Source organism: Allobosea sp. 01N443 (assembly GCF_056399325.1).
Genome location: NZ_JBFTRC010000020.1, coordinates 1 through 25,066, shown reverse-complemented (window position 1 = coordinate 25,066; position 25,066 = coordinate 1). Strand labels below are relative to the sequence as shown.

The following is a 25,066-nucleotide window of genomic DNA, read 5'->3' as shown; positions in this document are numbered from 1 at the left end:
TCGAACACAGGGAGGCTCGTGCCTCCCTGTGCCAAACGAAGCCTGTGCGCGCTTATTCCATGCCGGCTCAATAATTTCTGCGGCCGCCCGCGAAGGGCCGGTCAACGCAGCAGCGGCAGGCCCATCAGTGGCCAGATGTAGGTCGCGAAGCCCATGAGTAGGGCGAAGATCAGGGGTAGCAATACCGCCGATAGCAGTACGAGGTCGCGCGGCTGATAGGTCGGCCGGGCGAGCCCGGCAAAGAGTGCAACCGGCTTGGCGCTGACCGGCAAGGTCTGGCAGAAGCCGGTTCCCATCACGATGACGAAAGCCAGCGCGCGGAGATCGTAACCCTGCGCCGCGAACGGCAAGGCGAGCATCGGAATCAGCACCGCGGCGCGGGCCGAGCGTGAGGTGATGACCAGGTGCGAGAGCAGCGCGATGGCACAGATCACCCCGACCAGCAGCCATGGCGTTGTCAGCGCTTCACCGGGCAGAAGGCCGAGCAGGCCCTTGACGATCGCGCCCGCCGCCCCGGTTTCGATCAGCGCGCCACCCATCAGTGTCGTCGCCGCGAGGAACAGGATGAGCTGCCATTCCGTCGCTTTCACGGCCTGTTTCATCGAGACTGGAGCGAGCGGTTGCAGAGTGACCGCGACAGCGCCGAGCAATGTCACGATCGCGATGTCGATGCCGTGCCAGCTTTGCGTGCTCCAGCCGATCATCACTGTGACAGCGACCGCGAGCACATGGATTTGTGGTCGGGTCAAAGGCGTTCGCTCAGGCGAGCGTCGCTCCAGCGAGCAGCTGCGCTCGGCGCGAGACAGGAACAGCGTGAGAATGGCGATCGTGGCGGCGAGGCTGCACAGCACCGCGAAGGGCAGGCCGAGGACGATCCAGTCGAGATAGTCCAGCCCCGGGCGGCCTGCCCTTGTCATCATCTCGACCGCGATCAGATGCGCGCCGGCTCCGATCAGCGATCCGCCCGCCGATAGCAGGATGACGGAGGGAAACAGCAGCGCCAATGCCCGGTTGATACGGCGGTCATCGATCGCCTCGGCCAGCGCCAGATAGACCGGCAACAGCAATGCGGCGCGTCCGGAGGTCGAGGGGACGAGGAAGGCGGTGGCAATGATGACGAAGGTCACGGAGAAGAAGAGCGAGGATACGCGCGAGAAGGGCTGCAGCGCCGACAGGGCCAGGCGTTCGGCGAGGCCGGAAGCGCGCAGTGCGGCCGCGATCACGAAGGAACCGATCAACAGCCAGATCAACTCGCTGCCAAGTGCGAGATAGAGCTGTTCGGTCGGCACCGTGCGGGTTGCGACCAGGGCCGCTGCGGCCGCAAGGGCGATCAGCGTGTCGTCGATCGCCGTCATCGTCCAGCCGATGGTGGCGAGGGAGAAGACGATCAGCACGATCCTGGCATCCGGTGCCAGTGGGGCCCCGAACCAGATCGACGATGCCGCAGCCGACGCGAGGGCTATGGCGGCGAAACGGATGAATGTGCCGGGCGCGCCGGGCGGCGCCAGAGGCGCACCGGCATGTCGGGACGGCTGCACCGGCGCGATCACGACGGGAGGAGGGGGGAGGACGCTGCTCATGTCGAGAGAAACGAGCGAGAACGCGTCTTATTCCCTCGGCTCGGCGCAGCAGTTGCTCAGTCCGCCCGGCGTGGCGGAGTTGACCCTGCATAGACAAGGCCGGCGTCAGTTTCCCGACGCCGGCCCTGTCCTGGCGAAATATCAGGCTCAGGCAACCAGCTTAAGTTCGGCCTGGGCGGCGTTGATCGCCTGCTCGCGTGCCTCGGGACCGAAAGCGAGCTTCTCGACGCGAATGAACGTGACATCGGTGATGCCCATGAACCCGAACAGGGTGCGCAGATGCGGCTCCTGCGAGTCCATGATCTGGGCGGGGCCGCTGCTGTAGAGACCGCCGCGGCTCTCGACCACGATCGCACGCTTGCCGGTCATCAGGCCTTCCGGGCCAGACTCGGTGTAGCGGAAGGTCACGCCGGCGCGCAGCACATAGTCGAACCAGGCCTTCAGCGTCGACGAGATGCCGAAATTGTACATCGGCGCGCCGACCACGATGATATCGGCCGCCTTCAGTTCCTCTACGAGCGCATCGGACAGCGTGCGGGCTTCTACCTGAGCCGGATTGGCCGGCTCGCCGCCGCGAATGGCGGTCGCGGAATCGAGGGTCAGATGCGGAACCGGGGCCAGGCCGATGTCACGTTCGACGACCTTCAGGCCAGGGTTCTGGGCGGTGAGTCGGGTGACGGTATCCTGGACGAGCTGCTTCGAAACGGAAGCCGAGCCGAGGGCGCTGCTGTTGAGAACGAGAAGGTTGGACATGGTTGCGATCCTGAAACGGAGGGAATGGCCTCGATGCAGTGCAACATAGCGGTTCACTTCACGCACCAGAACGCCCATAGTGGGAACCATACTGTTGCTCTCAGGGGAACACTCTCATGTCGGAGCTCGATGACATCCGCAGCTTCATCGCCGTGGTCGAGACCGGTGGCTTCGGGCGCGCGAGCAAGGTGCTGGGTCTGTCGAAGTCTATCGTCAGCCGTCGCATCGCTCGACTCGAGGCCGATCTCGGTACCCGGCTGCTCAGCCGCACGACCCGCGGCATCAGCCCCACGGAGGCCGGGATCGAGTTCAAGGCGCGCGGCGAACGCATCCTTGCGGATCTCGCGGAGGCGCGTGAATCGGTGGCGCAGCAGACCGGTGGCGTTGCCGGGAGGCTGCGCCTGTCGATGCCGCTGACCTTCGGCGTGCGCCATGTCGCGCCGGTCCTCGCCGAGCTGGCGCATCGTCACCCCAAGCTGGAGCTCGATGTCGAGGCCAGCGACCGCTATGTCGATCTGATCGGCGAACGTTTCGATGCGGCGATCCGGATCGGCACGCTCAAGGATTCCAGCCTGGTCGCGCGGCGCATCGCGCCGGTCTACGGAGCCGTGGTCGCAAGCCCGGGCTATCTCGATCGCAGGGGCCGCCCGATCTCGCCGCTCGACCTGACCGAGCACGACTGCCTCATCTATACCGGTACAGCGACGACAGACTGGACCTTTCGGATGAGCAAGCGCTGGGTTTCGGTCAGGCCGACCGGCCGGATGCGCTCGGACAGTGGCGAAACCCTGGCGGAATGGGCGGAGGCGGGGCTCGGGCTCGCCGTGCTGCCGACCTTCATGCTCACGGACGCGATCAGTAGAGGCGCGCTCGAGCATTTGTTGCTGGACTATCCGATGAAGGAGCAGGGGCTCTTTGTCGTGCGCCCGCCAGGCGCCTATGTTCCCGGCAAAGTGCGCGTTCTGATCGATCTCCTGGTCGAGCATTTCGGAGGCGAGCCGAGCTGGGATCGCTGCCAGATGGCGGCGAAGGCGCGCGGATTGTCCTTCGGCGCGGAGCCGGTTTCCGATGATGCCGTCGCGTCGGAGGCCGGGCTGCCTGCACATCAATTGGCGTGATCTTCGGCATCACATGATTTGGCGTTGCATTCCCTGAACGAGCGGCCAGTCTGCACGCGCTCACAAACGGAGATTGCGATGCTGCTCGTTGGAATGCTGGAYAGTCCCTATGTGCGGCGCGCCGCCATTACCGGAACCTTGCTCGAGGTCGAATTCGAGCATCGCTCGGTCTCCGTGTTCCGCCACATGGATGCGTTCCGGGCGATCAATCCATTGATCAAGGCACCCTCGCTGGTTTGCGAGGATGGCACGGTAATCAGCGAGTCGCTGCTGATCATCCAGCATTTCGAGGATGTCGCCGGCCGTTCCCTGCGACCGATCGAAGACACTGCCCGGGTCCGCGATCTCAGCCTGACCGGCATTGGCATCGTCGCGGCGGACAAGGCCGTCTCGGTGGAATATGAGCGCAAGCGTCCCGAAGCCCAGCGCTATGCACMCTGGCAGGAGCGCATCGTGACGCAGTTGCACACTGCGCTCGATCTGCTGGATCAGGCGGCCCAGCGCGGTGAACTGGGCTCGGGGCCGGAGCTCGAGCCTGCCGATATCGCAGCTGCCATCGCCTGGGGGTTCTGCCGCTTCGTGATCCCGGACTATGTCGAGGAGAGCCGCTGGCCGGCTCTTGCTGCTCAGGCGCGCGCCTGCGAGGAGCTGGCCGTGTTCAAGGCCTGGCCAATCGACCGGGAGTGAGCCCCCGGTTCAGCCTGCTCAGTTCTGGACGAAGTTCGTCGGCAGTGGTTTCACCGCAGGGCCGCTGAAGCTGCCGGTCTTGGCGTCGCTCGGATCGGCATGGCTGAAGCCGAGCGAGGCGGCCGGACCGGGGCCCTGGACCCAGCCGGGTGGCGGGGCCGAGGCGGCCTTGGCGCGTGCGGTCGCAACCGTCACCTTGCGACCTTCGGGCGCGGGACGGCTAACGGCGGCGAAGAGCGAGTCCAGGTTCGAACGGTCGGCGTCATATTGCGCAACGATCGGCGTGGGTGCAGGGCTGCCACCGTTGTTCCGCTCGGTCCGGGCAATCACGGTGCTGCCGAGTTGCGGCCGGCTCGGCGGCATCGGATGAGTGATCGTGACCAGCCTGCCTTCCTGCTGGACGGCCGGCACCGGGTCGGCATCGCTGCCGCGCAACGAGGCCGTGGCCAGGTTCGCAAAGGCGACCGGACGCGAAGGCGGCAGCGGGGCGGCCATCGGCTTGCCGGCGACGACCGTCTCGACCAGTGCCGTCATTTCGCCGGGACGGCGCGGCGGCAGCGAGGCCAAGATCAATTTCTGCTCCTCGCCGGGGCGGCCGCCGGGCGCAAGCTGAGGTGCGAAGGCAAGTGCTCCGCCTTGCTGCGGCAGTGCAGCAACCTGGACAACGCCCTGCTGCCCAGCCGGCGGAGTGAGGCCGCCAGGGCGTGCGATGGGAAGCGGCGCGTCGATCAGCTTCGGCCTGACCTCTTCGGGAGCGGGCGCTGGTGCGAGCGCCGCGACCTGAACCGGCGGCTCGGCCGGGACGGGGGCCTGACGGATGGGGCGGGTCACGCGCGGAGCCGGCTCCGGAGCCGGGACCGCGACGAGCGATGCGCCGAAGCGCGTGCCGCCATCCTCCGAGCTGCTGTCGGCGTAATTCTGGCGGGCATAGGCCATGACGACCGGCTGCGGCTTCGGCGCGGGGGCGCGCCCGCGCTGTGGCCGTGCATCCGCCTCCTCGTCATCGCCGCCGAAGAGGGCGGCCCACAGGCTCTTGCGACCGGATGAAATCACCGCGCCTTCATCGAGATCGGCGGCGGCATAACCAGCCACGGCACCGCCGCGCGCCAGGACATCGGCTTTGGCCAGCTCGTATCCGGCAAGCGGCTGGCCATCGGCCGGCAGATGCACGGTCTTCTCGTCCGGGAAGAGGCGCACCAGCTGGTCGCGCGTCATGCGCGGCCAGGAGCGGACCGAGYCGGCATCGAGATGGACGAATGGCGTATGCGCGCCCGGATAGAAGCCGACGCCGCCGCGTTGCAGCCGCATGCCGGCTTCGCGAATCCTGGCTGTCGGGGTATCCGGCAGGTAGAAGTCCATCGCCTTGCCGAGCGTGTGCTGGCTGTGCTTGGCGACGCCGCGCGAGCGTCGGCGCAGCATCGAATTGGTACCGGGCGAGCGATAGGCTGAGACGACGTGGAAGGGCTGCTCGGAGCCGACGGTGCGCTGAACCTCCCAGGCGACGTCGAACAGGCGCGGGTCCATCTTGATCGGTTCGTCGATGCGCCAGTCGCGCAGGGCCCAGTTCAGCTTCTCCAGGCCTTCGGCGACATAACGTCCGTCACGCTTGAAGGTTACGGTGATCTCTTCCTTGGTGTGCATGTGCCGGATGGAGATCGTGCGCGTGTCGCCATTGGCGACGGCGTTCTGCGTGCCGCGGATGCCGCAGACGAGGGCCGCGAATGCAATGGCCATCGTCAGTCCGCCACGGAAACCCGGCGTAACGCGCAGCAGAAGCCGTCTCGGCATGGTGGCTGAGGATCTGCTCAAGCTACTCGACCCGTCTCGATGCGCCGGCAAGGAGCTCGGCAAACGTCAACGAACAGTTGCGGAGATGCGTTAACAGCAGGTTAACAAGCAGGTAACCTGCACGCTACGATTCTTTCCACCGAAGCTGGCTAGCTGTGGATCGTGGCGAAAAGGTGCCCGATCCACATTTCGCCACGATCTCAGCCCTGCTGCTCCAGAGCCTGCCGCACCATGCGGTGGAAGCCGTAGATATCGTCGAAGGTCACCAGCTTGCCGTCCGGCTGGACGACATGAGTGTTGTAGACAAGGTGGATCTGCAGCGGCTGCGGCAGCCGGATGGTGCGCTCACCGGAGCCGATCAGACGCTTCAGACGCTCTGTCGTCCATTCCGGGCCGAGCACCTGGTCGGCAAGCAGGAAAGGATTGTCGACGCGCACGCAGCCATGGCTGTAGGCCCGGCGTTCCGTCGCGAAGAGCCGGCGGTTCGGCGTGTCATGCAGGTAGACGGCATGGTCGTTCGGGAACATGAACTTGATCCAGCCGAGCGCGTTGCGCTCGCCCGGCGGCTGGCGCACCGAGATGTTGTTGCCGCGGCGGGTCACGACATAGCCGCGCTTGGCGGCATAGTCCGGATCGGCGGCGAGGCCGGGCAGGAATTCCTTCTTCAGGATCGATGGCGGCACAAACCAGGATGGGTTGACCACGACATGGTCCATCCGGTGCGAGAAAATCGGCGTCGCCGATTCAGGTTTGCCGACGATGGTGCGGGCGTGGTGCACCACCTTGCCGTCGCGGATTACCCGCATCTGGAATTCCGGCACATTGACCATGATATGGGTCTGGCCGAGATCGGCGGGCAGCCAGCGCCAGCGCTCCATCTGCGCGACGATGTCCTGCTGGGCGCGGTTGGTCGCCGGCGTGCCGAGCGCCGCAATCGTCTGGGCGCTGAGGATGCCGTTGGCGCGCAGGCCAGCCTGTTTCTGGAACTCGGCGACTGCAGTGGCGGTCGAGCGATCGAACACAGCCTCATCGGACGGGCCGAGGCCGAGCCGGGCGCGGATCAGGTGTACGCGCTCGTCACGCATGCCGAGCTTGAGCGGAGGGCCGGCGGGAATGCGCACCATGGGCGTATCGTCCTGGTGGTGGCGCAGCTCGGCGAGCTTGGCCTTCAGGCGGCGATAGCCCTCATGCGGCGGGTTGTAGGCCGCCAGCACCTTGCCCGGATCTGGAACGGCCGCGATCTCGGAGAGAACCTCGGTGGCGGAGGGCAGATACAGTGTCGGCGTGAGCAGCTTGGAAAGCCGGCGCGGGTCGACGCGGGCGCCGCGCGCGTCGCGGGCATAGAGCACGGCGAGCGCGGAAAGCCGGACATCGGCCTCGGCGAGGCTGCCCTTGTCGCTGGCCTCGAAAACGGGCAGCGGATAGTCGGTCGGTCGCAGGCCATCCTCGCCGGCGCGGCTTAGCTGCGCCACGAGCAGCTTGGCCGCCGCGCTCCAGCCCTTGCCGTCGATCCAGAAGGGACGGTTCTCGAAAGCCTGATAGGCGGCGAGGATCTCGCTGCGCTCGCGTTCCGCGAGGCGCGGCAATGCCAGCGCTTCCGGCGCGCGCTCGGTGATTTCGGCGGCGAGCGCCGGTCCGGCGGGAAGCTCGACCACGACCTTGGGCAGGTCCGGCGGCGCAATCACGGGTTCGGCGGAGCGCAGAGGCGCAGGCCTGGCGGCGGGGACAAGCGCTGGGTCGGAAGGCGGCAGATCGATGGCCGGGATGTCGAGCACCACAGGCTCGTCGAGGTCGACGCCGGGCGTCGTGGCAGGCGTCGGGGGCACCTCGAGCGGAGCAAGCCCGCCCTGTGGCTGGGCCGAGGGGGCAACCGTGCCGGTCACCATCTCCGGCTCGGCGTTCGCGGCCTTGGGGGCGGTCTCGATCGTGACGACAACCTCCGGCAAGACCGGCGGCGTCAGGCTCTCGGGCGGCTTGTCGCCATTCAGGATCAGCAGTGCCGGCTGCTCGGGCAGGGGGATGCCGAGTTGAGGCTCAAGGGTAGCCTGCGCAAGCGCATATCCGGTACCAAGGGCCAAGGCCAGGACCGATGCAGAAGCAAAGCTCGCCCAGTGGCGACGACGCATGGTCCAATTCCCTATAGCTCTGCCCGATATCCGCGATACCTGCGTGACTCGGCCTGTTTCGACAAGATGCGGGGGTGCAACAGCGGGCATCTTTCAGCTCTACAACGCCTATGCCGCATCCGAGTTCGCAGATGCGTCATCGCCCTCGATCAGCCCGTAATCCTTGAGTTTGCGATAGAGCGTCGAGCGACCGATGCCGAGTTTGCGCGAGACCTCGGACATGTGTCCGCGATAATGCGCCAGGGCGAATTTGATGATCTCGCGCTCGAGCTCTTCGAGCCTGCGGATGTCGGAGCCGGCGACCAAATCGAGCGCATTGGGATCGCGCACCGGCACCTGAATGATGCGCGGCGCCTCGTCGCGCGGCTCGGGGCGAGCGGTTGCGGTCGGCGCGGCCGGGATACGGACTTCAAAGCCTTCCATCTGCGCCGCGATCTGGGGGAATTCGGCGACGGTCAGCTCATCGCCATCCGCGAGCACGACCGCCCGGAACATCGCATTCTCGAGCTGGCGGACATTGCCCGGCCAGTCATAGCCGTTGATCAGGTTGAGAGCCTCGGGCGAGATCGCTCGCAGCTTCTTGCCCTCTTCGGCAGCGAACCGGACGAGGAAGCCGCGGGCCAGATCGGCGATGTCCTCCCAGCGCTGCCGCAGTGGCGGCAGCGTGATCGGGAAGACATTCAGGCGATAGTAGAGATCCTCGCGGAATTCGCCGCGCTTCACCTGATCGAGCAGGCTTTTGTTGGTGGCTGAAATGATCCGGATGTCGACGCGCACCGATTTCTTGCCGCCGACAGGGTCGACCTCGCCCTCCTGGATCGCGCGCAGGAGCTTGACCTGGGCATCGAGCGGCAATTCACCGACTTCGTCGAGGAAGAGCGTGCCGCCATTGGCTTCGACGAACTTGCCGATATGGCGTTCGGTGGCGCCGGTGAACGCGCMCTTCTCATGGCCGAACAGGATGGATTCAACGAGATTATGCGGGATTGCGCCGCAGTTCACCGTGACGAAGGGCTTGCCCTTGCGGTCGCTGGAGCCCTGGATGGCGCGCGCCAGCACCTCCTTGCCGACGCCGGATTCGCCCTCGATCAGGATCGGGATGTTCGATTTCGCGGCGCGTTCGGCCAGTCCGATGACACGGCCCATGTCCGGGCTCTTGGTGGCGAGGTCGCGGAAGCCGAGCTGCCCGGAGGCGCGGCGCTTGAGATAGCGCAGTTCATGTTCGAGCGCGCCGAGCTTCAGCGCGTTCTTGATCGATATCTGCAGCCGCTCGGCGCCGACCGGCTTGACCACGAAGTCKACGGCGCCGGCGCGCATCGCCGAGACCACGGTTTCGATCGAGCCGTTCGCGGTCTGCACGATCACCGGCGTGTCGATGCCGCGCTCACGCAGCCGGGAGAGCACGCCCATGCCATCGAGATTGGGCATGACCAGGTCGAGGACCACAGCGTCGAAGGCTCCGGTCTCGCCATTGCCAAGCAGGGCAAGCGCCTCGTCGCCGCTCTCAGTCACGACGACGTCGTAGCCGAAGCGCTTCAGCATGGCGTCGAGCAGTCGGCGCTGAACGGGATCGTCATCAACGACGAGAACGGTGGTTGTCATGTCACCTCGATGCCGGTCGCTGCAGAATCAGTGTTCCGTTTCGGGGCACTGTCATCCAGAACGGTTAAGCCGCTCTTAAGCGCCGGCGTCGGGCAGCGGCGTTGATCGCGCGGCCTTGTCCGCGCATATGGGTAAGGATGGTTTCGCCAGCGAGGTGCCTTTGACATGACGATTGCTTTCGACGGGACGATCTCCGCCAACGTCGCAAAAAGCGCGGCGAGCAGCGCCGCCAAGACCGCGAAGGCGCTGGGCAAGCTGCCGGAATGGGATCTCAGCCATCTCTATGCGTCGATGGATTCGCCCGAGTTCACCGCCGATCTCGACCGCGCGCTGACCGACTCGCAGCGCTTCGCCGCACTCTATCGCGGCAAGCTGGCGGAGCTCGCCGCCCGTGACGACGCGAGCGCGACACTCGCTGAAGCCGTGCGTGCCTACGAGCGGCTGGAAGACCTGCTCGGCAAGATCATGTCCTATGCCGGCCTCATCTACTCCGGCGACACCACCGATCCGAAGCGCGCCAAATTCTATGGCGACACCCAGGACCGGATGACGACCGCCTCGACCGAATTGCTGTTCTTCGGGCTCGAACTCAACCGCCTCGACGAGGCGCTGCTGGCCAAGATCGCGGCCGAGCCGCCGCTGAGCCATTGGCAACCCTGGATCGAGGATCTCGCCAAGGACAAGCCGCACCAGCTCGAAGACCGGATCGAGGAACTGTTCCACGAGAAGTCGGTGACTGGGCGTGGTGCCTGGAACCGGCTCTTCGACGAGACCGTCGCCTCGCTGCGCTTCACGGTGAATGGCGAGGAGCTGACGCTCGAGCTCACCCTGAACAAGCTGCAGGATGCCGACGGCGCGGTGCGCAAGGCTGCGGCCGAAGCGCTGGGCACGGTGCTGCGCGGCAATCTGCGCACGTTCTCGCTGATCACCAACACCCTCGCCAAGGACAAGGAAATCTCCGACCGCTGGCGCAAATTCGAGGATGTCGCCGATTCGCGGCACCTGGCGAATCGGGTCGAGCGCGAGGTCGTCGATGCTCTCGTTGCGGCCGTGCGCGAGGCCTATCCGCGCCTGTCGCACCGCTACTATAAGCTGAAGGCCCGCTGGTTTGGCCGCGAGGCCCTCGATTACTGGGACCGCAACGCGCCGTTGCCCAAGGTCGAGCAGCGCACGATTCCCTGGACCGAGGCGCGCGACACCGTTCTCGACGCCTATGGCGCCTTTTCGCCCGAGATGGCCGGCATTGCCCGGCGCTTCTTTGACGAGGGCTGGATTGATGCGCCCGCCCGGCCGGGCAAGGCGCCCGGCGCCTTCGCGCACCCGACCGTGCCGTCGGTCCACCCCTATGTCCTGCTGAACTACCAGGGCAAGCCGCGCGACGTGATGACACTCGCCCATGAGCTCGGGCATGGCGTGCATCAGGTTCTGGCGGCGCCGAACGGGGCGCTGATGGCGCCGACACCACTGACCCTGGCAGAGACGGCGAGCGTTTTCKGGGAGATGCTCACGTTCCGCAAGCTGCTCGACGGAACCACCGATCCGAAGCAGCGCAAGGCGATGCTGGCGGCCAAGGTCGAGGACATGATCAATACGGTCGTGCGCCAGATCGCGTTCTACTCCTTCGAGCGCAAGGTGCATGAAGCGCGCAAGGCAGGCGAGCTGACGGCGGACCAGCTTTGCGAACTCTGGATGAGCGTGCAGGCGGAAAGTCTCGGGCCGGCGATCACGCTTGGACCGGGCTATGAGCCGTTCTGGGCCTATATCCCGCATTTCATTCATTCGCCCTTCTACGTCTATGCCTATGCCTTCGGGGATTGCCTGGTGAACTCGCTTTACGGCGTCTATCAGAACTCGGCCGGGGGCTTTCAGGAGCGCTATTTCGCCTTGCTCTCGGCCGGTGGAACCAAGCACCACTCCGAGCTGCTGAAGCCGTTTGGTCTCGATGCGCGCGATCCCGCTTTCTGGCAGATCGGCCTCACCATGATCGAGGGGTTGATCATCGAGCTGGAGGGAATGGCGTGAGGCCGCAATAGCGCTGGAGCGCGGGCATGGCTGAGGGTCCCCTGGTTTTCGATCGTGATCTCGTCCGCCGCCGCCAGGCACGGGCGGTGGCGGGAGGCTATCCCGATTTCCTGCTGGCCCGCGCCAGCGAGGATCTCGACGAGAGGCTCGCTGCGGTGCTGCGCCGCTTCGCATTGGCGGCCGATCTCGGCACGCCGCTGCCGGTTGCAGCACCCGTGCTGCGTGCCAAGGCCGAGGCGCTCTGGCGAATGGCGGAGACCGAGGGGGCGAGAGGCGATGTCGTCGGCGATCTCGAGCGCCTACCGCTCGCAGCGGCTTCGATCGACCTTGCCGCCTCGCTGCTCGCCCTGCACGGCGTCAACGACCTGCCGGGCGCGCTGATTCAGATCAGGCGGGCGCTCAGGCCCGATGGCCTCTTCATCGGCTGCCTGCTGGGCGGTCGCACGCTTCAGGAATTGCGCGAAGTCCTGCTTGCCGCAGAAGCCGAGACGACCGGCGGCGTGAGCCCGCGTGTCGCGCCCTTCGCCGATCTGCGTGACATGGGCAGCCTGCTGCAGCGCGCGGGATTCGCACTTCCGGTGGTCGACAGCGAACTCGTCACGGTGCGCTATCGCGACCTGTTCGGCCTGCTGCGTGATCTACGCGCGATGGGCTGGGCTAATGCGCTGACCGACCGGCGCAAGGCGCCGCTCCGTCGCGACACGCTGATGCGTGCAGCTGCGCTCTATGCCGAGCGTTTTGCCGATCCCGACAGCCGGTTGCGCGCCACGTTCGAGATCGTCTGGCTTTCCGGCTGGGCGCCGCATGAGAGTCAGCAGAAGCCGCTCAGGCCGGGCTCGGCCAAGGCGAGGCTGGCGGATGCGCTCGGCGTGCCCGAGATCGGGACAGGCGAGAAGCCGGGGCAATGACAGGGAGCAGCAGCCGATGAGCGAACGCGCGGTACGGCTTGGTCGCTCCCATTTCAGGCTGTTTCGCGCGATTCCGACGCGTTGGGCAGATAATGACGCCTATGGTCACGTCAACAACGTGGTCTATTACTCCTGGTTCGACACGGCGGTGAATGCCTGGCTGATCGAGCAGGGGCATCTCGATCTTGCCGGAAGCGAGATTGTCGGCCTCGTGGTCGAGACGGCCTGCACCTATTTCGAAAGCGTCGCCTTCCCCGAGACGATCGAGGCTGGAATTGCGGTCGAGAAACTGGGCCGCAGTTCGGTGACCTATCGGATCGGCATCTTCCGGCGCGGTGGCGAGCAGGCGGCGGCGCAGGGCCGCTTCACCCATGTCTATGTCGGGCGCGCCAGCCAGAAGCCGGCCCCGATCCCGGACGGATTGCGCGATGCGCTCCAGGCGCTCGCCGTATCGGACGCGCCGGGCTGATCTCAGTTCGGGACACCGGTTGGTGCTTTCGCGGGCGGAATAGGCGCGAATGCACGCCTGCATGGCATTGATCGGCGGGAATGCGTTGTCTCCGGCGGACAAGCAGGTTATGCCCCGCGCATCAGAGGCGGGCCGGGCGTCCGCGATCAGGGACCAGGCGAGCCGTGATTCCCAACGAGATCAAGATCACTCCGCAACTCGTGGCCGAGCACGGCCTCAAGCCGGACGAATATCAGCGTTTCCTCCACCTGATCGGTCGCGAACCGACGATCACGGAGCTCGGCATCGTCTCGGCGATGTGGAACGAGCATTGCTCCTATAAATCCTCGAAGATCCATCTGAAGACGCTGCCGACCAAGGCGCCCTGGGTGATCCAGGGCCCGGGCGAGAATGCCGGTGTCATCGATATCGGCGACGGACTTGCGGTGGTCTTCAAGATGGAGAGCCACAACCACCCTTCGTTCATCGAGCCCTATCAGGGCGCGACGACCGGTGTCGGGGGCATCCTGCGCGACGTCTTCACCATGGGCGCACGCCCGATCGCGGCCTTGAATGCGCTGCGCTTCGGCGATCCTTCGCATCCCAAGACCCGGCATCTTGTCTCGGGCGTCGTTGCCGGCATCGGCGGCTACGGCAATTCCTTCGGCGTCCCGACGGTCGGCGGCGCGGTCGGCTTCCACACGCGCTATGACGGCAACATCCTGGTCAACGCGATGGCGGTCGGCCTCGCCAAGACCGACGAGATTTTCTACGCCAAGGCGTCGGGTGTTGGTAAGGCGATCGTCTATCTCGGATCCAAGACCGGTCGCGACGGCATCCACGGCGCGACCATGGCGTCGGCCGCCTTCGGCGATGGCGGCGAGGAACGCCGCCCGACCGTGCAGGTCGGCGATCCCTTCGCCGAGAAGCTGCTGCTGGAAGCCTGCCTCGAGATCATGGCGGCAGGCCATGTCGACGCCATCCAGGACATGGGCGCAGCCGGACTGACCTGCTCGGCCGTCGAGATGGGCGCCAAGGGCGACCTCGGCGTCGAACTCGATCTCGACGCGGTGCCCTGCCGCGAAGACCAGATGAGCGCCTATGAGATGATGCTCTCGGAGAGCCAGGAGCGCATGCTCATGGTGATCAAGCCGGGTCATGAGGAGCCGGCCGAGGCGATCTTCAGGAAATGGGGTCTGGATTTCGCCGTTGTCGGCAAGACCACCGACACCTTGCGCTTCGTCGTGAAGCACCAGGGTGAGACCATGGCCGACCTGCCGATCAAGGAACTCGGCGACGAGGCTCCCGAATATGACCGGCCCTGGATCGAGACACCGAAGCTGGCGATCATCGAGGCGGCTGCGGTGAAGCCACCCATGTCGAACGCGGATGCCTTGCTGAAGCTCGTCGGCTCGCCGGATCTCTGCTCGAAGCGCTGGGTCTATGAGCAGTACGACACGCTGATCCTCGGAAACTCGGTGGTCACGCCCGGCGGCGATGCCGGCATCGTTCGCATCGAGGAGGGGCCGAAGGGCCTTGCCATGACCGCCGACGTGACGCCCCGCTATTGCGAAGCTGACCCGTTCGAGGGCGGCAAGCAGGCGGTCGCCGAAGCGTGGCGCAACCTTACCGCCGTCGGTGCGACGCCGCTCGCCATCACCGACAACCTGAATTTCGGCAATCCCGAGCGCCCTGAGGTGATGGGCCAGCTTGTCGGCTGCATCAAGGGTATCGGCGAGGCCTGCAAGGTGCTCGACTTCCCGGTCGTCTCCGGCAACGTCTCTCTCTACAACGAGACCAATGGCATCTCGATCCTGCCGACCCCGACGATCGGCGGCGTCGGTGTTCTGGCCGACGTGACGAAGCACGCGACTGTCGGCTTCAAGGCCGAAGGCGAGAGCATCATCCTGATCGGCGAGACCTCCGGCTGGCTCGGCCAGTCGGCCTATCTCGCGACCATCTGCGGCCGGGAAGAAGGCGCGCCGCCGCCGGTCGATCTCGCGATCGAGCGCCGCAATGGCGAATTCGTGCGCGCGCTGATCACGGGCGGCCGCGTCAGCGCCTGCCATGATCTGTCGGATGGCGGCCTCGCGGTTGCCCTGACCGAGATGGCGCTTGCCGGCGGCGTCGGCGCGACCGTGACGCAGCTTCCCGCGGGGCCGGCCCATGCCGTCCTGTTCGGTGAAGATCAGGCGCGGTATCTCGTCACCGTGCCGTCGAGTGCCGTCGAGGGGCTGCTGACCGAGTCCAGGGCGGCCGGCGTGCCTGCCGCTCTCATCGGCCGGACTGGCGGAAACGCTCTTGCGCTGCCGGGCGAKGCGCCGGTGGCGCTGACCGCGCTCGACAAGGCGCATGAGGACTGGTTCCCGACCTATATGTCGGCCAAGGGCGCGTAAGGAGACACGATCATGGCGATGGACGCGCACGATATCGAGGCGATGATCAAGGCGGCGCTGCCGGACGCGGTGATCGAGATCAAGGATCTCGCCGGCGATGGCGACCACTACGCGGCGACCGTGACCTCGGCCGCCTTCAAGGGCAAGAGCCGGGTTCAGCAGCACCAGATGGTCTATGCCGCGCTGCAAGGCCGCATGGGCGGCGTGCTGCACGCCCTTGCGCTGACGACGACGGTTCCCCAGAATTAGTAGAGATGACCAGCGGGCCTTGACCCCGCCTCAGGAGAGAAGACCGATGAGCGACGTCAACGCCCGTATCGACGCCGAAGTGAAGTCCAGCGACGTGGTGCTCTTCATGAAGGGCACGCCCCAGTTCCCGATGTGCGGTTTCTCCGGGCAGGTCGCCCAGATCCTCGGTTATCTCGGCGTGCCCTACAAGGGCGTGAACGTGCTGGAAGACCAGGAGATCCGCGAGGGCATCAAGGCCTATTCCAACTGGCCGACCATCCCGCAGCTCTACGTCAAGGGCGAGTTCATCGGCGGTTGCGATATCACCCGCGAGATGTTCCAGGCCGGCGAGCTGCAGGCGCTCTTCGAAGAAAAGGGCATCACCGTCAAGCAGGCGAGCTGAGGCTCGTCCGGACCCGTCCGCGGAGCTGCGTCGTAGCCTTCAGGCCGCGGCGCATTCCGGGTGGGGCTTGCGGATCCGTTCCTGTGAGGGCGGGTATTTTTCCAGCTTGTCGGCGGGCCTGATCGGCCTGCGCACCAGTTCGCCGCCGCAATTCGGGCAGGCGCCGTTGAAGCGCGTCTCGGTGCAGTCGGCGCAGAAGGTGCATTCGAAGGTGCAGATCATCGCGTCGCGCGCCTCGGGCAGCAGGTCACGGTCGCAGCATTCACAGTTCGGGCGAAGTTGCAGCATGGCATTCTCCAGACACGGCGGAGAGATCATGCGACCGGCGATGCTGCGCCGCCAGCACTTGCTGATGAGATCGATCAGCCCAGGCGATTACTTCACCAAAAGCCAGTCCTCGACGACCAGCGCATCAAGGCCGCTGGTATAGAACATCAGGATCGCATCCTCTGCCGTGTGCAGAATGGGCTTACCCATGATGTTGAAAGAGGTGTTGAGGATCACCGGAACGCCGGTGATGGCATGGAAGGCTGAGATCAGCGCGTGATAGCGCTCGTTGCGGTCGGCTGTGACGCTCTGCAGCCGGCCAGTCGCATCTTCATGAACCACGGCGGGGACGCGTCCGCGCACCGGCGGCTTCCAGACCAGCGTACGCTCCATATAGGGCTAGTCCTGGTAGTTCTCGAACCAGTCCGTGCCGTGTTCGGCGAGAATCGACGGGGCGAAGGGGCGGAAGGCCTCGCGATACTTGACCTTGGCGTTGAGCAGATCCTTGGCGTTGGCCGGGCGAGGATCGGCAAGGATCGAGCGGTTCCCGAGCGCACGTGGGCCGAACTCGGCCTTGCCCTGGACCCAGCCGACAAGCTTGCCCTCGGCAAGCAGCCGGGCCGTCACCGGGGCAACCTCCTTGGGTGCGAGACGCTTCAGGCGAGGCTCCCAGGCCGCCATGCGCTCCAGCGGCTCGGTCGAGACGCGCGAGCCGAGATAGGGCGTCATCGGGCCCTTCGGCGCGCGCCAGTCCGGATGCGCCTCGGCATGGGCGAGCCAGGCCGCCCCAATGGCATTGCCGTCATCGGCGGGAGCGGAGGGTACGAAGACCTGGCTGAAGCCGTGGCGGCCGACGATCTTGCCGTTGAACGAGGAGTTGAGCGCGCAGCCGCCTGACAGCACCAGATTCTCGGAGGGCACCAATGCGGCAGCTTCAGCCAGCAGAGCCGCCATCATCTCGGCGAAGACATCCTGGCCGCAGCGGGCAAGGTCGGCCCAGCCCTGGTCGAGCGCATCAGTGGGCCGCCGCGCCAGGATCTCGGCGGAGACCGCGCGTATGGTTGCGGTATCCGCGAAGGAAAGCTTGTTCTCCTCGATCCGATAGAGGCGTCGCAGCAGCGCCAGCAAGCCGGCATCCTGCTTGCCATAGGGCGCGAGCCCCATGATCTTCCATTCCTCGCCCTTCGCCTGGTCGAAGCCGGTCAGGTCGGTGACGAGGCCGAAATAGAAGCCGATCGACTCGCGCCCGCGGTGACGCTTCACCTCGCTGATCTCGCCATCGCGCAACGTAAGGATGGCCGAGGCCCCTGTCTCGCCCATGCCGTCGACGACGAGGCAGGCGGCATCGCGGAAGGGCGACGACCAACAGGCATAGGCCGCGTGACCGAGATGGTGGCCATAGCGCTTGATCCCGGTGACATTTGCCTTGCCGAAGGCGCGGTCGAGCCCGAGCAGAGTGCCTAGGCCGGCGCGCTGCTGGCCGAGATGCAGCGAGGCGATCAAGGCCCGCTCGGAGCGCTCCGGCACCAGCGAGCGGTTGAGCTCGGGGGAGAGCTTGAGCAGTTCATCGATCGTGAAGGCGCCGGTCCGGCTCATCTGCTCGAGGAACCCGGTGAACTCCCCGCTCCAGCTCGTCGCGATCTGTACCGGAGCGCCTGCCGGGATGTAGCGCTTGAGCAGGCTTTCCATCCGCGGTGCGGAATCGGGTTCGCAGTTCGGTGCGCGCTTATATTGCAGGTAGCGCTCGGTCGCCTCGGCGAAGAGCACCTCGCCATCGGGGCCAACGATCGCGATCGCAGGATCGTGGAAGGTGGTCGCGAGGCCGATCGTGTAGCTCATGCCGCAACGATATGGAGCAGAGCGCGCGATCAGGCAAACCGCGGCGGCTCAGCGTCCGAGCGCCGTGCGAATGAAGGAGAGCGCGTCCTGGCTGGCCCAGTCGGCAGGGCCCTGGAGCATCGCGAGTTCACAGCCCGACGGGTCGACCAGGAAGCTGACCGGCATGCCTTCGATCTTTTTGGCCGAGCGCAGATCCTGGAAGACCTTGGCCTCCGGATCGGCGTAATAGCCGAGCTGGTCGATCTTGCGCTCGGCAAGCCAGGTCTTCGGCTTCTCGAGGTTCCGGGTGTCGATATTGATCGCCACCACCGCGAAATCCTGGCCGCCGAGCTTGCCCTGCAGCGCGTCCAGCGACGGCATCTCATGCAGGCAGGGCAGGCACCATGTCGCCCAGAGATTGACCAGGACGGTCCGTCCCTTGAAGGCTGACAATGTTGTCGGCTGGCCGTCGGGGCCGTTGAAGGCGAGGTTTGGCAAGGGCTGCGGTGCTTTTGCAACCTCCACGGCCGCAAGTTCGCCGCGTGCCAACGGTCGCAGTTTTTCAGCGGTCGCTGCCGCCGCCGAGCATGATCCCGAATTGCCGGCCCGGCCCTGGACAGAGTAGAAGGCCGCGACGCCGCCGAGTGCAATCAAGGCGAGAGCGCCGAAGGCGGCAAATGTTTTTGAACGAGACGTCATTGCGCGTCCAAAAAGCAGGAAAGAGCGTCGTGAGCAATCGCATGTGGGGAGGGCGTTTCGCCACGGGGCCGGATGCCATCATGGAGGAGATCAATGCCTCCATCGACTTCGACCAGCGCCTGTGGCGCCAGGATATCCGCGGGTCGCTGGCGCATGCGGCGATGCTGGGCGAGACCGGCATCCTGACCCGTGAAGATGTGAACGTGATCAGCGCAGGGCTCAAGGCGATCGAGGCCGAGATCGAGGCCGGCACGTTCACGTTCTCGCGCGCGCTCGAAGACATCCACATGAATGTCGAGAGCAATCTCAAGGAGCGGATCGGCGCTGCGGCGGGCCGTCTGCACACGGCCCGCTCGCGCAACGATCAGGTCGCGACCGATATGCGCCTGTGGGTGCGCGATACGCTCGAAACGCTCGATCGGCAGATCGCCGACCTGCAACTGGCTCTTGCCGAGAAGGCCGAGGCCCATGCCGGTGCGGTGATGCCGGGCTTCACGCATCTGCAGTCGGCGCAGCCGGTGACGTTCGGGCATCACATGCTCGCCTATGTCGAGATGCTGGCGCGCGACCGCGGTCGTGTCCATGATGCGCGCGAGCGCCTCAACGAATGCCCGCTCGGCGCTGCGGCGCTTGCCGGCACCTCCTTCCCGATCGATCGTTTCCACACGGCCAAGGCGCTCGGCTTTGCCAGGCCGACCGCCAATTCACTGGATTCGGTTTCGGATCGCGATTTCGTACTGGAGACACTCGCGGCGGCCTCGATCTGCGCCATGCATCTCTCGCGTTTCGCTGAGGAGATCGTGCTGTGGGCGACGCCCCAGTTCGGCTTCGTCAAGCTCTCGGACAAGTTCTCGACCGGCTCCTCGATCATGCCGCAGAAGCGCAATCCCGACGCCGCCGAGCTGGTGCGCGGCAAGGCGGGACGCGTCTTCGGGCATCTTCAGGCGCTGCTGACGATGATGAAGGGGCTGCCGCTCACCTATTCCAAGGATATGCAGGAGGACAAGGAAGGCACTTTCGATGCGCTGCAGTCGCTCTCGCTGTGCCTTGCCGCCACGTCGGGCATGGTCCGCGACATGGAGCCCAACCTGAAGGTGATGAAGAACGCCGCGGGCCTCGGCTACGCCACCGCGACCGACCTTGCGGACTGGCTGGTTCGGGTTCTGAAGATGCCGTTCCGCGATGCGCATCACGTCACTGGCAAGCTGGTCGGCGTCGCTTCTGCCAGGGGCGTCGGGCTGGAGAAGCTGACGCTCGCCGAGATGCAGGACGTCGAGCCGAAGATTACCGAGGCTGTCTTCGCCGTGCTCGGCGTCGAGCAGTCGGTGAAGAGCCGTGTCAGTTATGGCGGCACGGCGCCGGCCAATGTCCGTCGTCAGGCCAAGCGCTGGCTGAGGCAGCTCGCCAAGGAGCAGCAGTGACAATTCGGGGGAGATGCCCGGGCACAACCCGGGCATGACCGCAGGAGATTCCCGGGGCGGCCCTGCACTCTGCCCTGGGAATGACGCTCCGTCGCTGCAAAGGCTCGCAAGCGCGCGCGCCTTTCGCTACAGTCCCCGTCACATATTGCCCGAGGATTCCCGTTCGTGCTGCACCCCCGCCTGAAACTCGGCCGCGCCATCGTGGTCGCCGGCCTGCTAGGTCTCGCTTTGACTGCCTGCGGCCGCAAGGGACCGCTCGAAGCGCCGCCGAACGCGACCAACGCCCTCGACCTGCCTGACGAGGACATCGGCGCGGTCGAGAACCGCGTGCCGGAGACCACGACTTCGCCGATCGCCAAGCCGCCGAAAGCGAGCCGCGCCATCGCCATTCCGAACAAGAGCTTCGTGCTCGATCCTCTGCTCTGAGATCCCGATGCATCACTTTGCCTATCGCGACGGCGCGCTCTTCGCCGAGGATGTCGATCTGCGCCGGATTGCGGCCGACGTCGGGACGCCGGTCTATGTCTATTCCTCGGCGACGATCGAGCGGCACTACAGGCTGTTCGAAAGCGCAATGCGTGGCATCGATCCCGCGGGGCCGGCGCCGCATGTCTTCTATGCCGTCAAGGCGAACGGCAATCTCGGTGTCCTGAAGACGCTGGCCGCGCTCGGCGCGGGGGCCGATACCGTCTCGGAAGGCGAAGTGCGCAAGGCACTTGCCGCCGGTTTCGCTCCCGAGAAGATCGTCTTTTCCGGCGTCGGCAAGAGTGAGAGCGAACTCGCTTTCGCAGTCGGGGCGGGCATCTTCCAGATCAATATCGAGTCGGAGAGCGAGCTCGACCTGTTGTCGAAGGTGGCGGCAAGGCTCGGCAAGCGCCAGGAGGCTGTCTTCCGCGTCAATCCCGATGTCGGTGCCGGCGGCCACGCCAAGATCACCACCGGCTCTGCCGCCAACAAGTTCGGCGTTTCCTTCGAGGAGGCGAGCCGGCTCTACGCACGCGCCGCCAATATGCCGGGTGTCCGGATGATGGGGCTGGCAGTTCATATCGGCAGTCAGATCCGCGAGACCGAGGCCTTTGAGGCGGCCTATGCCAAGATGGTCGGCCTCGTTGGCAGCCTGCGGGCGGAGGGGCACCGGGTCGACCGGCTCGATCTCGGCGGAGGCCTTGGAATTCCCTACGAGATTCCGAAGGATTTCGATCACGGTCCGAGCCTGATCGAGGATTACGCGGCCATGGTCGGGCGCGTCACCAAGGGGCTCGATGTCGAGCTTGGCTTCGAGCCTGGCCGCCTGATCGTCGGCAATGCCGGCATCCTGCTGACGCAGGTGTTGCATCTCAATTCGCGGCCCACCAAGCAGTTTCTCGTCGTCGATGCGGCGATGAACGACCTGCTGCGGCCGGCGATGTACGAGGCCTATCACGAGATCTGGCCGGTGGCCGAGCCTGCTGCCGATATGCGCAAGCTTGCCTATGACGTGGTCGGACCGATCTGCGAATCGGGCGACACATTCACCACCGATCGCCTGCTGTCGGAGCTGAAACAGCACGATCTGATCGCCTTCATGACAGCGGGGGCCTATGGCGCCAGCATGTCTTCGACCTATAATCAGCGCCCGCTGGTCGCCGAAGTGCTGGTCAAGGGTGCCGAATTTGCCGTGACGCGCCCGCGCCAGAGCTATGAAGACCTGATCGGCACGGATCGTGCACCGCCCTGGCTGGCCTGAGCCTGCGGTTCACGAAACGCGGAGCGGCCTGTGTGTGACAGGGCTGCACTCTGGCCTTGCCATATTCACGTGATAGCGTGCTGTTACTTGGTGGGGTTCACGCGGAGCGGGGGCGGCTCGGAGCGACGGCATGAAAGAGGCGCAGCGCCGCATGGCGCTTGATCCGATCGGGAGCATCCGCCAGCGCCTTGGCAGGCTGGCCGCGGTGTCCCGCGCCTCGCTTGCCTGGGAGCGCCTCTGGCCCCGGCTCTGGTTGCCCGCGACAGTCATCCTCACGTTCCTGGCGCTGTCCTGGCTCGGGCTGTGGACGCACCTGCCCTGGCAGGGCCGCGCCATGGGCGTCGTGCTCTTCTTGTCTGCGCTGGCTGCCAGCATCTGGTACGTTGTTCGCACGCCCTTGCCGTCACGGCGCGATGCGCTGGCGCGGCTTGACCAGTCGCTGCAAGGGGCGCATCGCCCGGCCTCGGCGCTGGAGGACAGTCTCGCCGTCGGTTCGAACGATCCGGTTTCCCAGGCGCTGTGGAAGCTTCACGTCGAGCGCCAGGGCGCGCAGATCGCTGGTTTGCGGGTCGCCCCGCCGCGGCCACGCATGGCCATGCGCGACCGGCTTGCCATTCGCGCCGTGCCGCTGCTTGCGGCCGTCACCGCCTTTTTCGTCGCTGGCCACGAGGCCGGATCCCGTATCTCGGCTGCCTTCGACTGGCGCGGTCCGTCGGCGCCGGTTGCCGCCGCCAGGATCGATGCCTGGATCGATCCGCCCGCCTATACCCGCTTGCCGCCGATCCTGATCGATTTCGCCCGGCTGCACGGCACCGCCTTCACCGCGCCGGAAAAATCGACCGTGGTGATTCGCATTGCCGGCAAGAGCGGCATGGATGTCGTGACCACGGGCCGGCTCGACGTATTGCCGCCGCCGCAGACGAAGGATGGCAAGCCGGTCGAGCCGGCCTCTGTTGCCGTGCTGGAAAAGCGCTACATGCTGGCCGGCAATGGCACGCTCAGGATCACCGGCAGCGGCGCGCCTCAGGCGACACTGACCCTGACCGCGGTTGCGGACCAGCCGCCCCAGATCAGCTTCGTCGAGCCGCCCAAACCGGTCAGCGGGGTGCAGGGCGGGCTGGGGCTGACGTTCCGCGCCAAGGACGATTACGGCATTGCCTCGGCCGAGGTCGTCGTCTCGCGGACCGGGCCGCCATCGGGCGGGCRCTCGCTGGTCGAGCCGCCGAAACAGGCGCTCAGCGTTCCGTCCTCCCCGTCCGGCGAGGAAGAACTGAAGAACACGGTCGATTTCTCGGCTCATCCCTGGGCCGGTGCCAAGGTCAAGATGGTGCTCGTTGCCCGCGACGAAGCCGGGCAGGAGGGCCGCAGCGAGACGGTCGAGGTCGTCTTGCCGCAGCGCACCTTCACCAAGCCGCTCGCCAAGGCGCTGGTCGAGCAGCGACGCAAGCTCGTCATGGATGTCGACGCGCGCAAGCACGTCCAGCTCGCCATGGATGCGCTGCTGATCGAGCCTGGGCGCTTCATGAAGGAGGCCGGCGTCTATCTCGGCATGCGCATGATCGGCGAAAGGCTGCGGCGCGCCACCAATGACGACCAGTTGCGCGATGTCGCCGACCTGATGTGGGGCATGGCGCTCCAGCTCGAGGATGGCGATCTCTCCGATGCGGAGCGCGATCTGCGCGCCGCCCAGGAACGGCTGCAGCAGGCTCTGGAGCGCGGGGCGTCCGAGGAAGAGATCCGCAAGCTGACCGAAGATATGCGGCGGGCGCTCGACAAGTTCATGCGCGAGCTCGCCCAGCAAATGCAGCGCCAGCAGCAGAATGGCGACCAGAACCAGGCGCAACTGCCGGAGAATTTCCGCTCAGTGACGCCGCGAGACCTGCAGAACATGCTGAACCGGATCGAAGAGCTTTCCCGGCGCGGCGACATGGCCGAGGCTCAGCGGCTGATGGAGGAGCTGAACAATCTCCTCAACAATCTCCAGATGGCGCGGCCCGGCCAGCAGGATCCGCGGCAGCGCGAGATGAACCAGGCACTCGGCGATCTCGACCGGATGACCCGCGACCAGCAGAACCTCCGCGACGAAACCTATCAGCAGGAACAGCAGCGTCAGAACCGGGCGCAGCAGGGCCGACGCCCTGGCCAACAGCAGGCGCGCCCTGGCCAAGGACAGCGTCAGCAGGGCCAACAGGGCCAGCGCGGGCAGCGTGGACAGCAGCAGCCCGGCCAGGAGGGCGAAGACGGCGAGGGCGAGGACGGGCAGCAGGGAGCCGAGGGTCAGCAGCAGGGCCAAGGGCAGGGGCTGTCACAGCGCCAGCAGGCTCTGCGCGAGCGCCTGCAGGATCTGCAGCGGCGGATGCGCGGCATGGGCGCCCCGGAGTCCGGCGAGCTGGGCGAGGCCGAGGACGCAATGCGCGAGGCCGAAGGCCAGCTCGGCCAGGGGCAGGGCGAGGGTGCGCTCGAATCGCAAGGCAAGGCGCTCGATGCCTTGCGCCGTGGCGGGCAGAACCTTGCCCAGCAAATGCAGGGGCAGCCCGGTGACGGCGACGGTACGGAAGGCGCCTTCGGCGAGCCGGATGGCCAACCAGCCGGCCGGCCTTCTGCACAGCAGCGAGGCCGTGACGATCCGCTCGGCCGGCCGCAGCGTCAGCGCGACTGGGCCGATGGCCGCGTGCGCGTGCCCGGGGCCGATGAAAGTGCGACGCAGCGGGCGCGGCGCATCCTCGAAGAGCTCCGGCGTCGGCTCGGCGATCCGTCGCGGCCCCTCGAAGAGCTCGACTATCTCGAGCGGTTGCTCCGGCGGAACTGAGCGCTTTCAGGCCTTGCGGGAGCTCGCGACCAGCGCCCCGGCCACGATCAGCGCGCAGGACGCCGCGAGCAGCCAGCTCGCGGCCGCATAGCCCGCGATCACGAGGATGAGCGTGGAGAGCACCGGTGCGGCATAGGAGGCGACACCGAGGAAGGCGACGTCGCCGCGCTTCATGCCGATATCCCAGCAGATGAAGGCCAGCCCGATCGAGCCGAGGCCGAGCCCGAGCGCGCCGGCCCATTCAACTGTCGTCAGCTCCCAGAGGGT

The 25,066-nt window shown here is 66.2% G+C and carries 19 protein-coding genes and 2 pseudogenes; 12 read left to right on the top strand and 9 right to left on the bottom strand.

Going from position 1 to position 25,066, the window contains the following annotated elements; genetic code table 11:
• Positions 1 to 101: 101 nt before the first annotated feature.
• Both AC1DRP_RS08225 and AC1DRP_RS08220 read right to left on the bottom strand, forming a co-directional pair.
• A complete protein-coding gene (locus tag AC1DRP_RS08225; RefSeq protein WP_441504360.1) occupies positions 102 to 1,580 on the bottom strand; it encodes an SLC13 family permease in 1,479 nt (492 codons plus the stop codon).
• A gap of 147 nt (positions 1,581 to 1,727) precedes the next feature.
• Positions 1,728 to 2,333, bottom strand: a complete 606-nt coding sequence (locus tag AC1DRP_RS08220; RefSeq protein ID WP_441504361.1) for an FMN-dependent NADH-azoreductase — start codon at positions 2,331 to 2,333, stop codon at positions 1,728 to 1,730.
• Positions 2,334 to 2,449: 116 nt separating this feature from the next.
• Between AC1DRP_RS08220 and AC1DRP_RS08215 the strand changes: the two genes are divergently transcribed.
• Entirely contained in the window at positions 2,450 to 3,451 is a 1,002-nt protein-coding gene (locus AC1DRP_RS08215) for a LysR family transcriptional regulator (RefSeq protein ID WP_441487938.1), read from the top strand.
• 78 nt (positions 3,452 to 3,529) lie between these two features.
• Positions 3,530 to 4,138, top strand: coding sequence for a glutathione S-transferase family protein (locus tag AC1DRP_RS08210; protein ID WP_476768265.1), 609 nt, complete (start codon positions 3,530 to 3,532; stop codon positions 4,136 to 4,138).
• An 18-nt stretch (positions 4,139 to 4,156) separates the two neighbouring features.
• On the opposite strand, the gene AC1DRP_RS08205 is transcribed toward AC1DRP_RS08210, so the two are convergent.
• The 3 genes from AC1DRP_RS08205 to AC1DRP_RS08195 form a co-directional block, all read right to left on the bottom strand.
• A complete protein-coding gene (locus tag AC1DRP_RS08205; protein WP_476768264.1) occupies positions 4,157 to 5,926 on the bottom strand; it encodes a peptidoglycan L,D-endopeptidase MepK in 1,770 nt (589 codons plus the stop codon).
• A gap of 200 nt (positions 5,927 to 6,126) precedes the next feature.
• Positions 6,127 to 8,052, bottom strand: a complete 1,926-nt coding sequence (locus AC1DRP_RS08200) for a L,D-transpeptidase family protein (RefSeq protein ID WP_441504363.1) — start codon at positions 8,050 to 8,052, stop codon at positions 6,127 to 6,129.
• Between the two features lie 108 nt (positions 8,053 to 8,160).
• Entirely contained in the window at positions 8,161 to 9,654 is a 1,494-nt protein-coding gene (locus AC1DRP_RS08195) for a sigma-54-dependent transcriptional regulator (protein WP_476768263.1), read from the bottom strand.
• 165 nt (positions 9,655 to 9,819) lie between these two features.
• Between AC1DRP_RS08195 and AC1DRP_RS08190 the strand changes: the two genes are divergently transcribed.
• The 6 genes from AC1DRP_RS08190 to grxD all read left to right on the top strand — a co-directional run bounded on the left by AC1DRP_RS08190 (position 9,820) and on the right by grxD (position 16,059).
• A complete protein-coding gene (locus tag AC1DRP_RS08190) occupies positions 9,820 to 11,676 on the top strand; it encodes a M3 family oligoendopeptidase (RefSeq protein WP_476768262.1) in 1,857 nt (618 codons plus the stop codon).
• A 26-nt stretch (positions 11,677 to 11,702) separates the two neighbouring features.
• Positions 11,703 to 12,584: a methyltransferase domain-containing protein gene (locus tag AC1DRP_RS08185; protein WP_441504366.1), complete on the top strand. Its 882-nt coding sequence runs from the start codon at positions 11,703 to 11,705 to the stop codon at positions 12,582 to 12,584.
• A 16-nt stretch (positions 12,585 to 12,600) separates the two neighbouring features.
• A complete protein-coding gene (locus AC1DRP_RS08180) occupies positions 12,601 to 13,053 on the top strand; it encodes an acyl-CoA thioesterase (RefSeq protein ID WP_441504367.1) in 453 nt (150 codons plus the stop codon).
• Positions 13,054 to 13,220: 167 nt separating this feature from the next.
• Positions 13,221 to 15,428 (top strand): phosphoribosylformylglycinamidine synthase subunit PurL, encoded by a 2,208-nt coding sequence (gene purL, locus AC1DRP_RS08175; protein WP_476768278.1) that lies wholly within the window; start codon positions 13,221 to 13,223, stop codon positions 15,426 to 15,428.
• A gap of 12 nt (positions 15,429 to 15,440) precedes the next feature.
• On the top strand, positions 15,441 to 15,677 hold the full coding sequence (locus AC1DRP_RS08170; protein WP_113518613.1) for a BolA family protein: 237 nt from the start codon (positions 15,441 to 15,443) through the stop codon (positions 15,675 to 15,677).
• 46 nt (positions 15,678 to 15,723) lie between these two features.
• A complete protein-coding gene (gene grxD / locus AC1DRP_RS08165) occupies positions 15,724 to 16,059 on the top strand; it encodes a Grx4 family monothiol glutaredoxin (RefSeq protein ID WP_043233156.1) in 336 nt (111 codons plus the stop codon).
• Between the two features lie 39 nt (positions 16,060 to 16,098).
• Here grxD and AC1DRP_RS08160 read toward each other — a convergent pair whose 3' ends face one another.
• From AC1DRP_RS08160 to tlpA, 3 genes and pseudogenes are all read right to left on the bottom strand, one after another.
• The gene (locus AC1DRP_RS08160) at positions 16,099 to 16,347 is read right to left on the bottom strand and encodes a DUF1272 domain-containing protein (RefSeq protein ID WP_441487946.1); all 249 of its coding nucleotides are present in this window, start codon (positions 16,345 to 16,347) and stop codon (positions 16,099 to 16,101) included.
• 87 nt (positions 16,348 to 16,434) lie between these two features.
• Positions 16,435 to 18,165, bottom strand: a pseudogene (locus AC1DRP_RS08155) (carbamoyltransferase family protein).
• 48 nt (positions 18,166 to 18,213) lie between these two features.
• Entirely contained in the window at positions 18,214 to 18,843 is a 630-nt protein-coding gene (tlpA, locus tag AC1DRP_RS08150) for a thiol:disulfide interchange protein TlpA (RefSeq protein ID WP_441487948.1), read from the bottom strand.
• Positions 18,844 to 18,872: 29 nt separating this feature from the next.
• Between tlpA and argH the strand changes: the two genes are divergently transcribed.
• From argH to AC1DRP_RS08130, 4 genes are all read left to right on the top strand, one after another.
• The gene (argH, locus tag AC1DRP_RS08145) at positions 18,873 to 20,264 is read left to right on the top strand and encodes an argininosuccinate lyase (RefSeq protein WP_441504368.1); all 1,392 of its coding nucleotides are present in this window, start codon (positions 18,873 to 18,875) and stop codon (positions 20,262 to 20,264) included.
• Between the two features lie 165 nt (positions 20,265 to 20,429).
• Positions 20,430 to 20,690: an LPS translocon maturation chaperone LptM gene (gene lptM, locus AC1DRP_RS08140; RefSeq protein ID WP_441504369.1), complete on the top strand. Its 261-nt coding sequence runs from the start codon at positions 20,430 to 20,432 to the stop codon at positions 20,688 to 20,690.
• A gap of 7 nt (positions 20,691 to 20,697) precedes the next feature.
• The gene (lysA, locus tag AC1DRP_RS08135) at positions 20,698 to 21,990 is read left to right on the top strand and encodes a diaminopimelate decarboxylase (RefSeq protein WP_441504370.1); all 1,293 of its coding nucleotides are present in this window, start codon (positions 20,698 to 20,700) and stop codon (positions 21,988 to 21,990) included.
• 130 nt (positions 21,991 to 22,120) lie between these two features.
• On the top strand, positions 22,121 to 24,799 hold the full coding sequence (locus AC1DRP_RS08130; protein WP_476768261.1) for a TIGR02302 family protein: 2,679 nt from the start codon (positions 22,121 to 22,123) through the stop codon (positions 24,797 to 24,799).
• A gap of 6 nt (positions 24,800 to 24,805) precedes the next feature.
• Here the strand turns inward: AC1DRP_RS08130 and AC1DRP_RS08125 are convergent.
• Positions 24,806 to 25,066 (bottom strand): annotated as a pseudogene (locus AC1DRP_RS08125) (aromatic amino acid exporter YddG); the annotation flags it as partial.

Bases quoted from the DNA above. Each gene is read 5' to 3' on its own strand.
- AC1DRP_RS08225 (WP_441504360.1), bottom strand. From the start codon at position 1,580: ATGAGCAGCGTCCTCCCCCCTCCTCCCGTCGTGATCGCGCCGGTGCAG.
- AC1DRP_RS08220 (WP_441504361.1), bottom strand. From the start codon at position 2,333: ATGTCCAACCTTCTCGTTCTCAACAGCAGCGCCCTCGGCTCGGCTTCC.
- AC1DRP_RS08215 (WP_441487938.1), top strand. From the start codon at position 2,450: ATGTCGGAGCTCGATGACATCCGCAGCTTCATCGCCGTGGTCGAGACC.
- AC1DRP_RS08200 (WP_441504363.1), bottom strand. From the start codon at position 8,052: ATGCGTCGTCGCCACTGGGCGAGCTTTGCTTCTGCATCGGTCCTGGCC.
- AC1DRP_RS08185 (WP_441504366.1), top strand. From the start codon at position 11,703: ATGGCTGAGGGTCCCCTGGTTTTCGATCGTGATCTCGTCCGCCGCCGC.
- AC1DRP_RS08180 (WP_441504367.1), top strand. From the start codon at position 12,601: ATGAGCGAACGCGCGGTACGGCTTGGTCGCTCCCATTTCAGGCTGTTT.
- AC1DRP_RS08170 (WP_113518613.1), top strand. From the start codon at position 15,441: ATGGCGATGGACGCGCACGATATCGAGGCGATGATCAAGGCGGCGCTG.
- grxD (WP_043233156.1), top strand. From the start codon at position 15,724: ATGAGCGACGTCAACGCCCGTATCGACGCCGAAGTGAAGTCCAGCGAC.
- AC1DRP_RS08160 (WP_441487946.1), bottom strand. From the start codon at position 16,347: ATGCTGCAACTTCGCCCGAACTGTGAATGCTGCGACCGTGACCTGCTG.
- tlpA (WP_441487948.1), bottom strand. From the start codon at position 18,843: ATGACGTCTCGTTCAAAAACATTTGCCGCCTTCGGCGCTCTCGCCTTG.
- lysA (WP_441504370.1), top strand. From the start codon at position 20,698: ATGCATCACTTTGCCTATCGCGACGGCGCGCTCTTCGCCGAGGATGTC.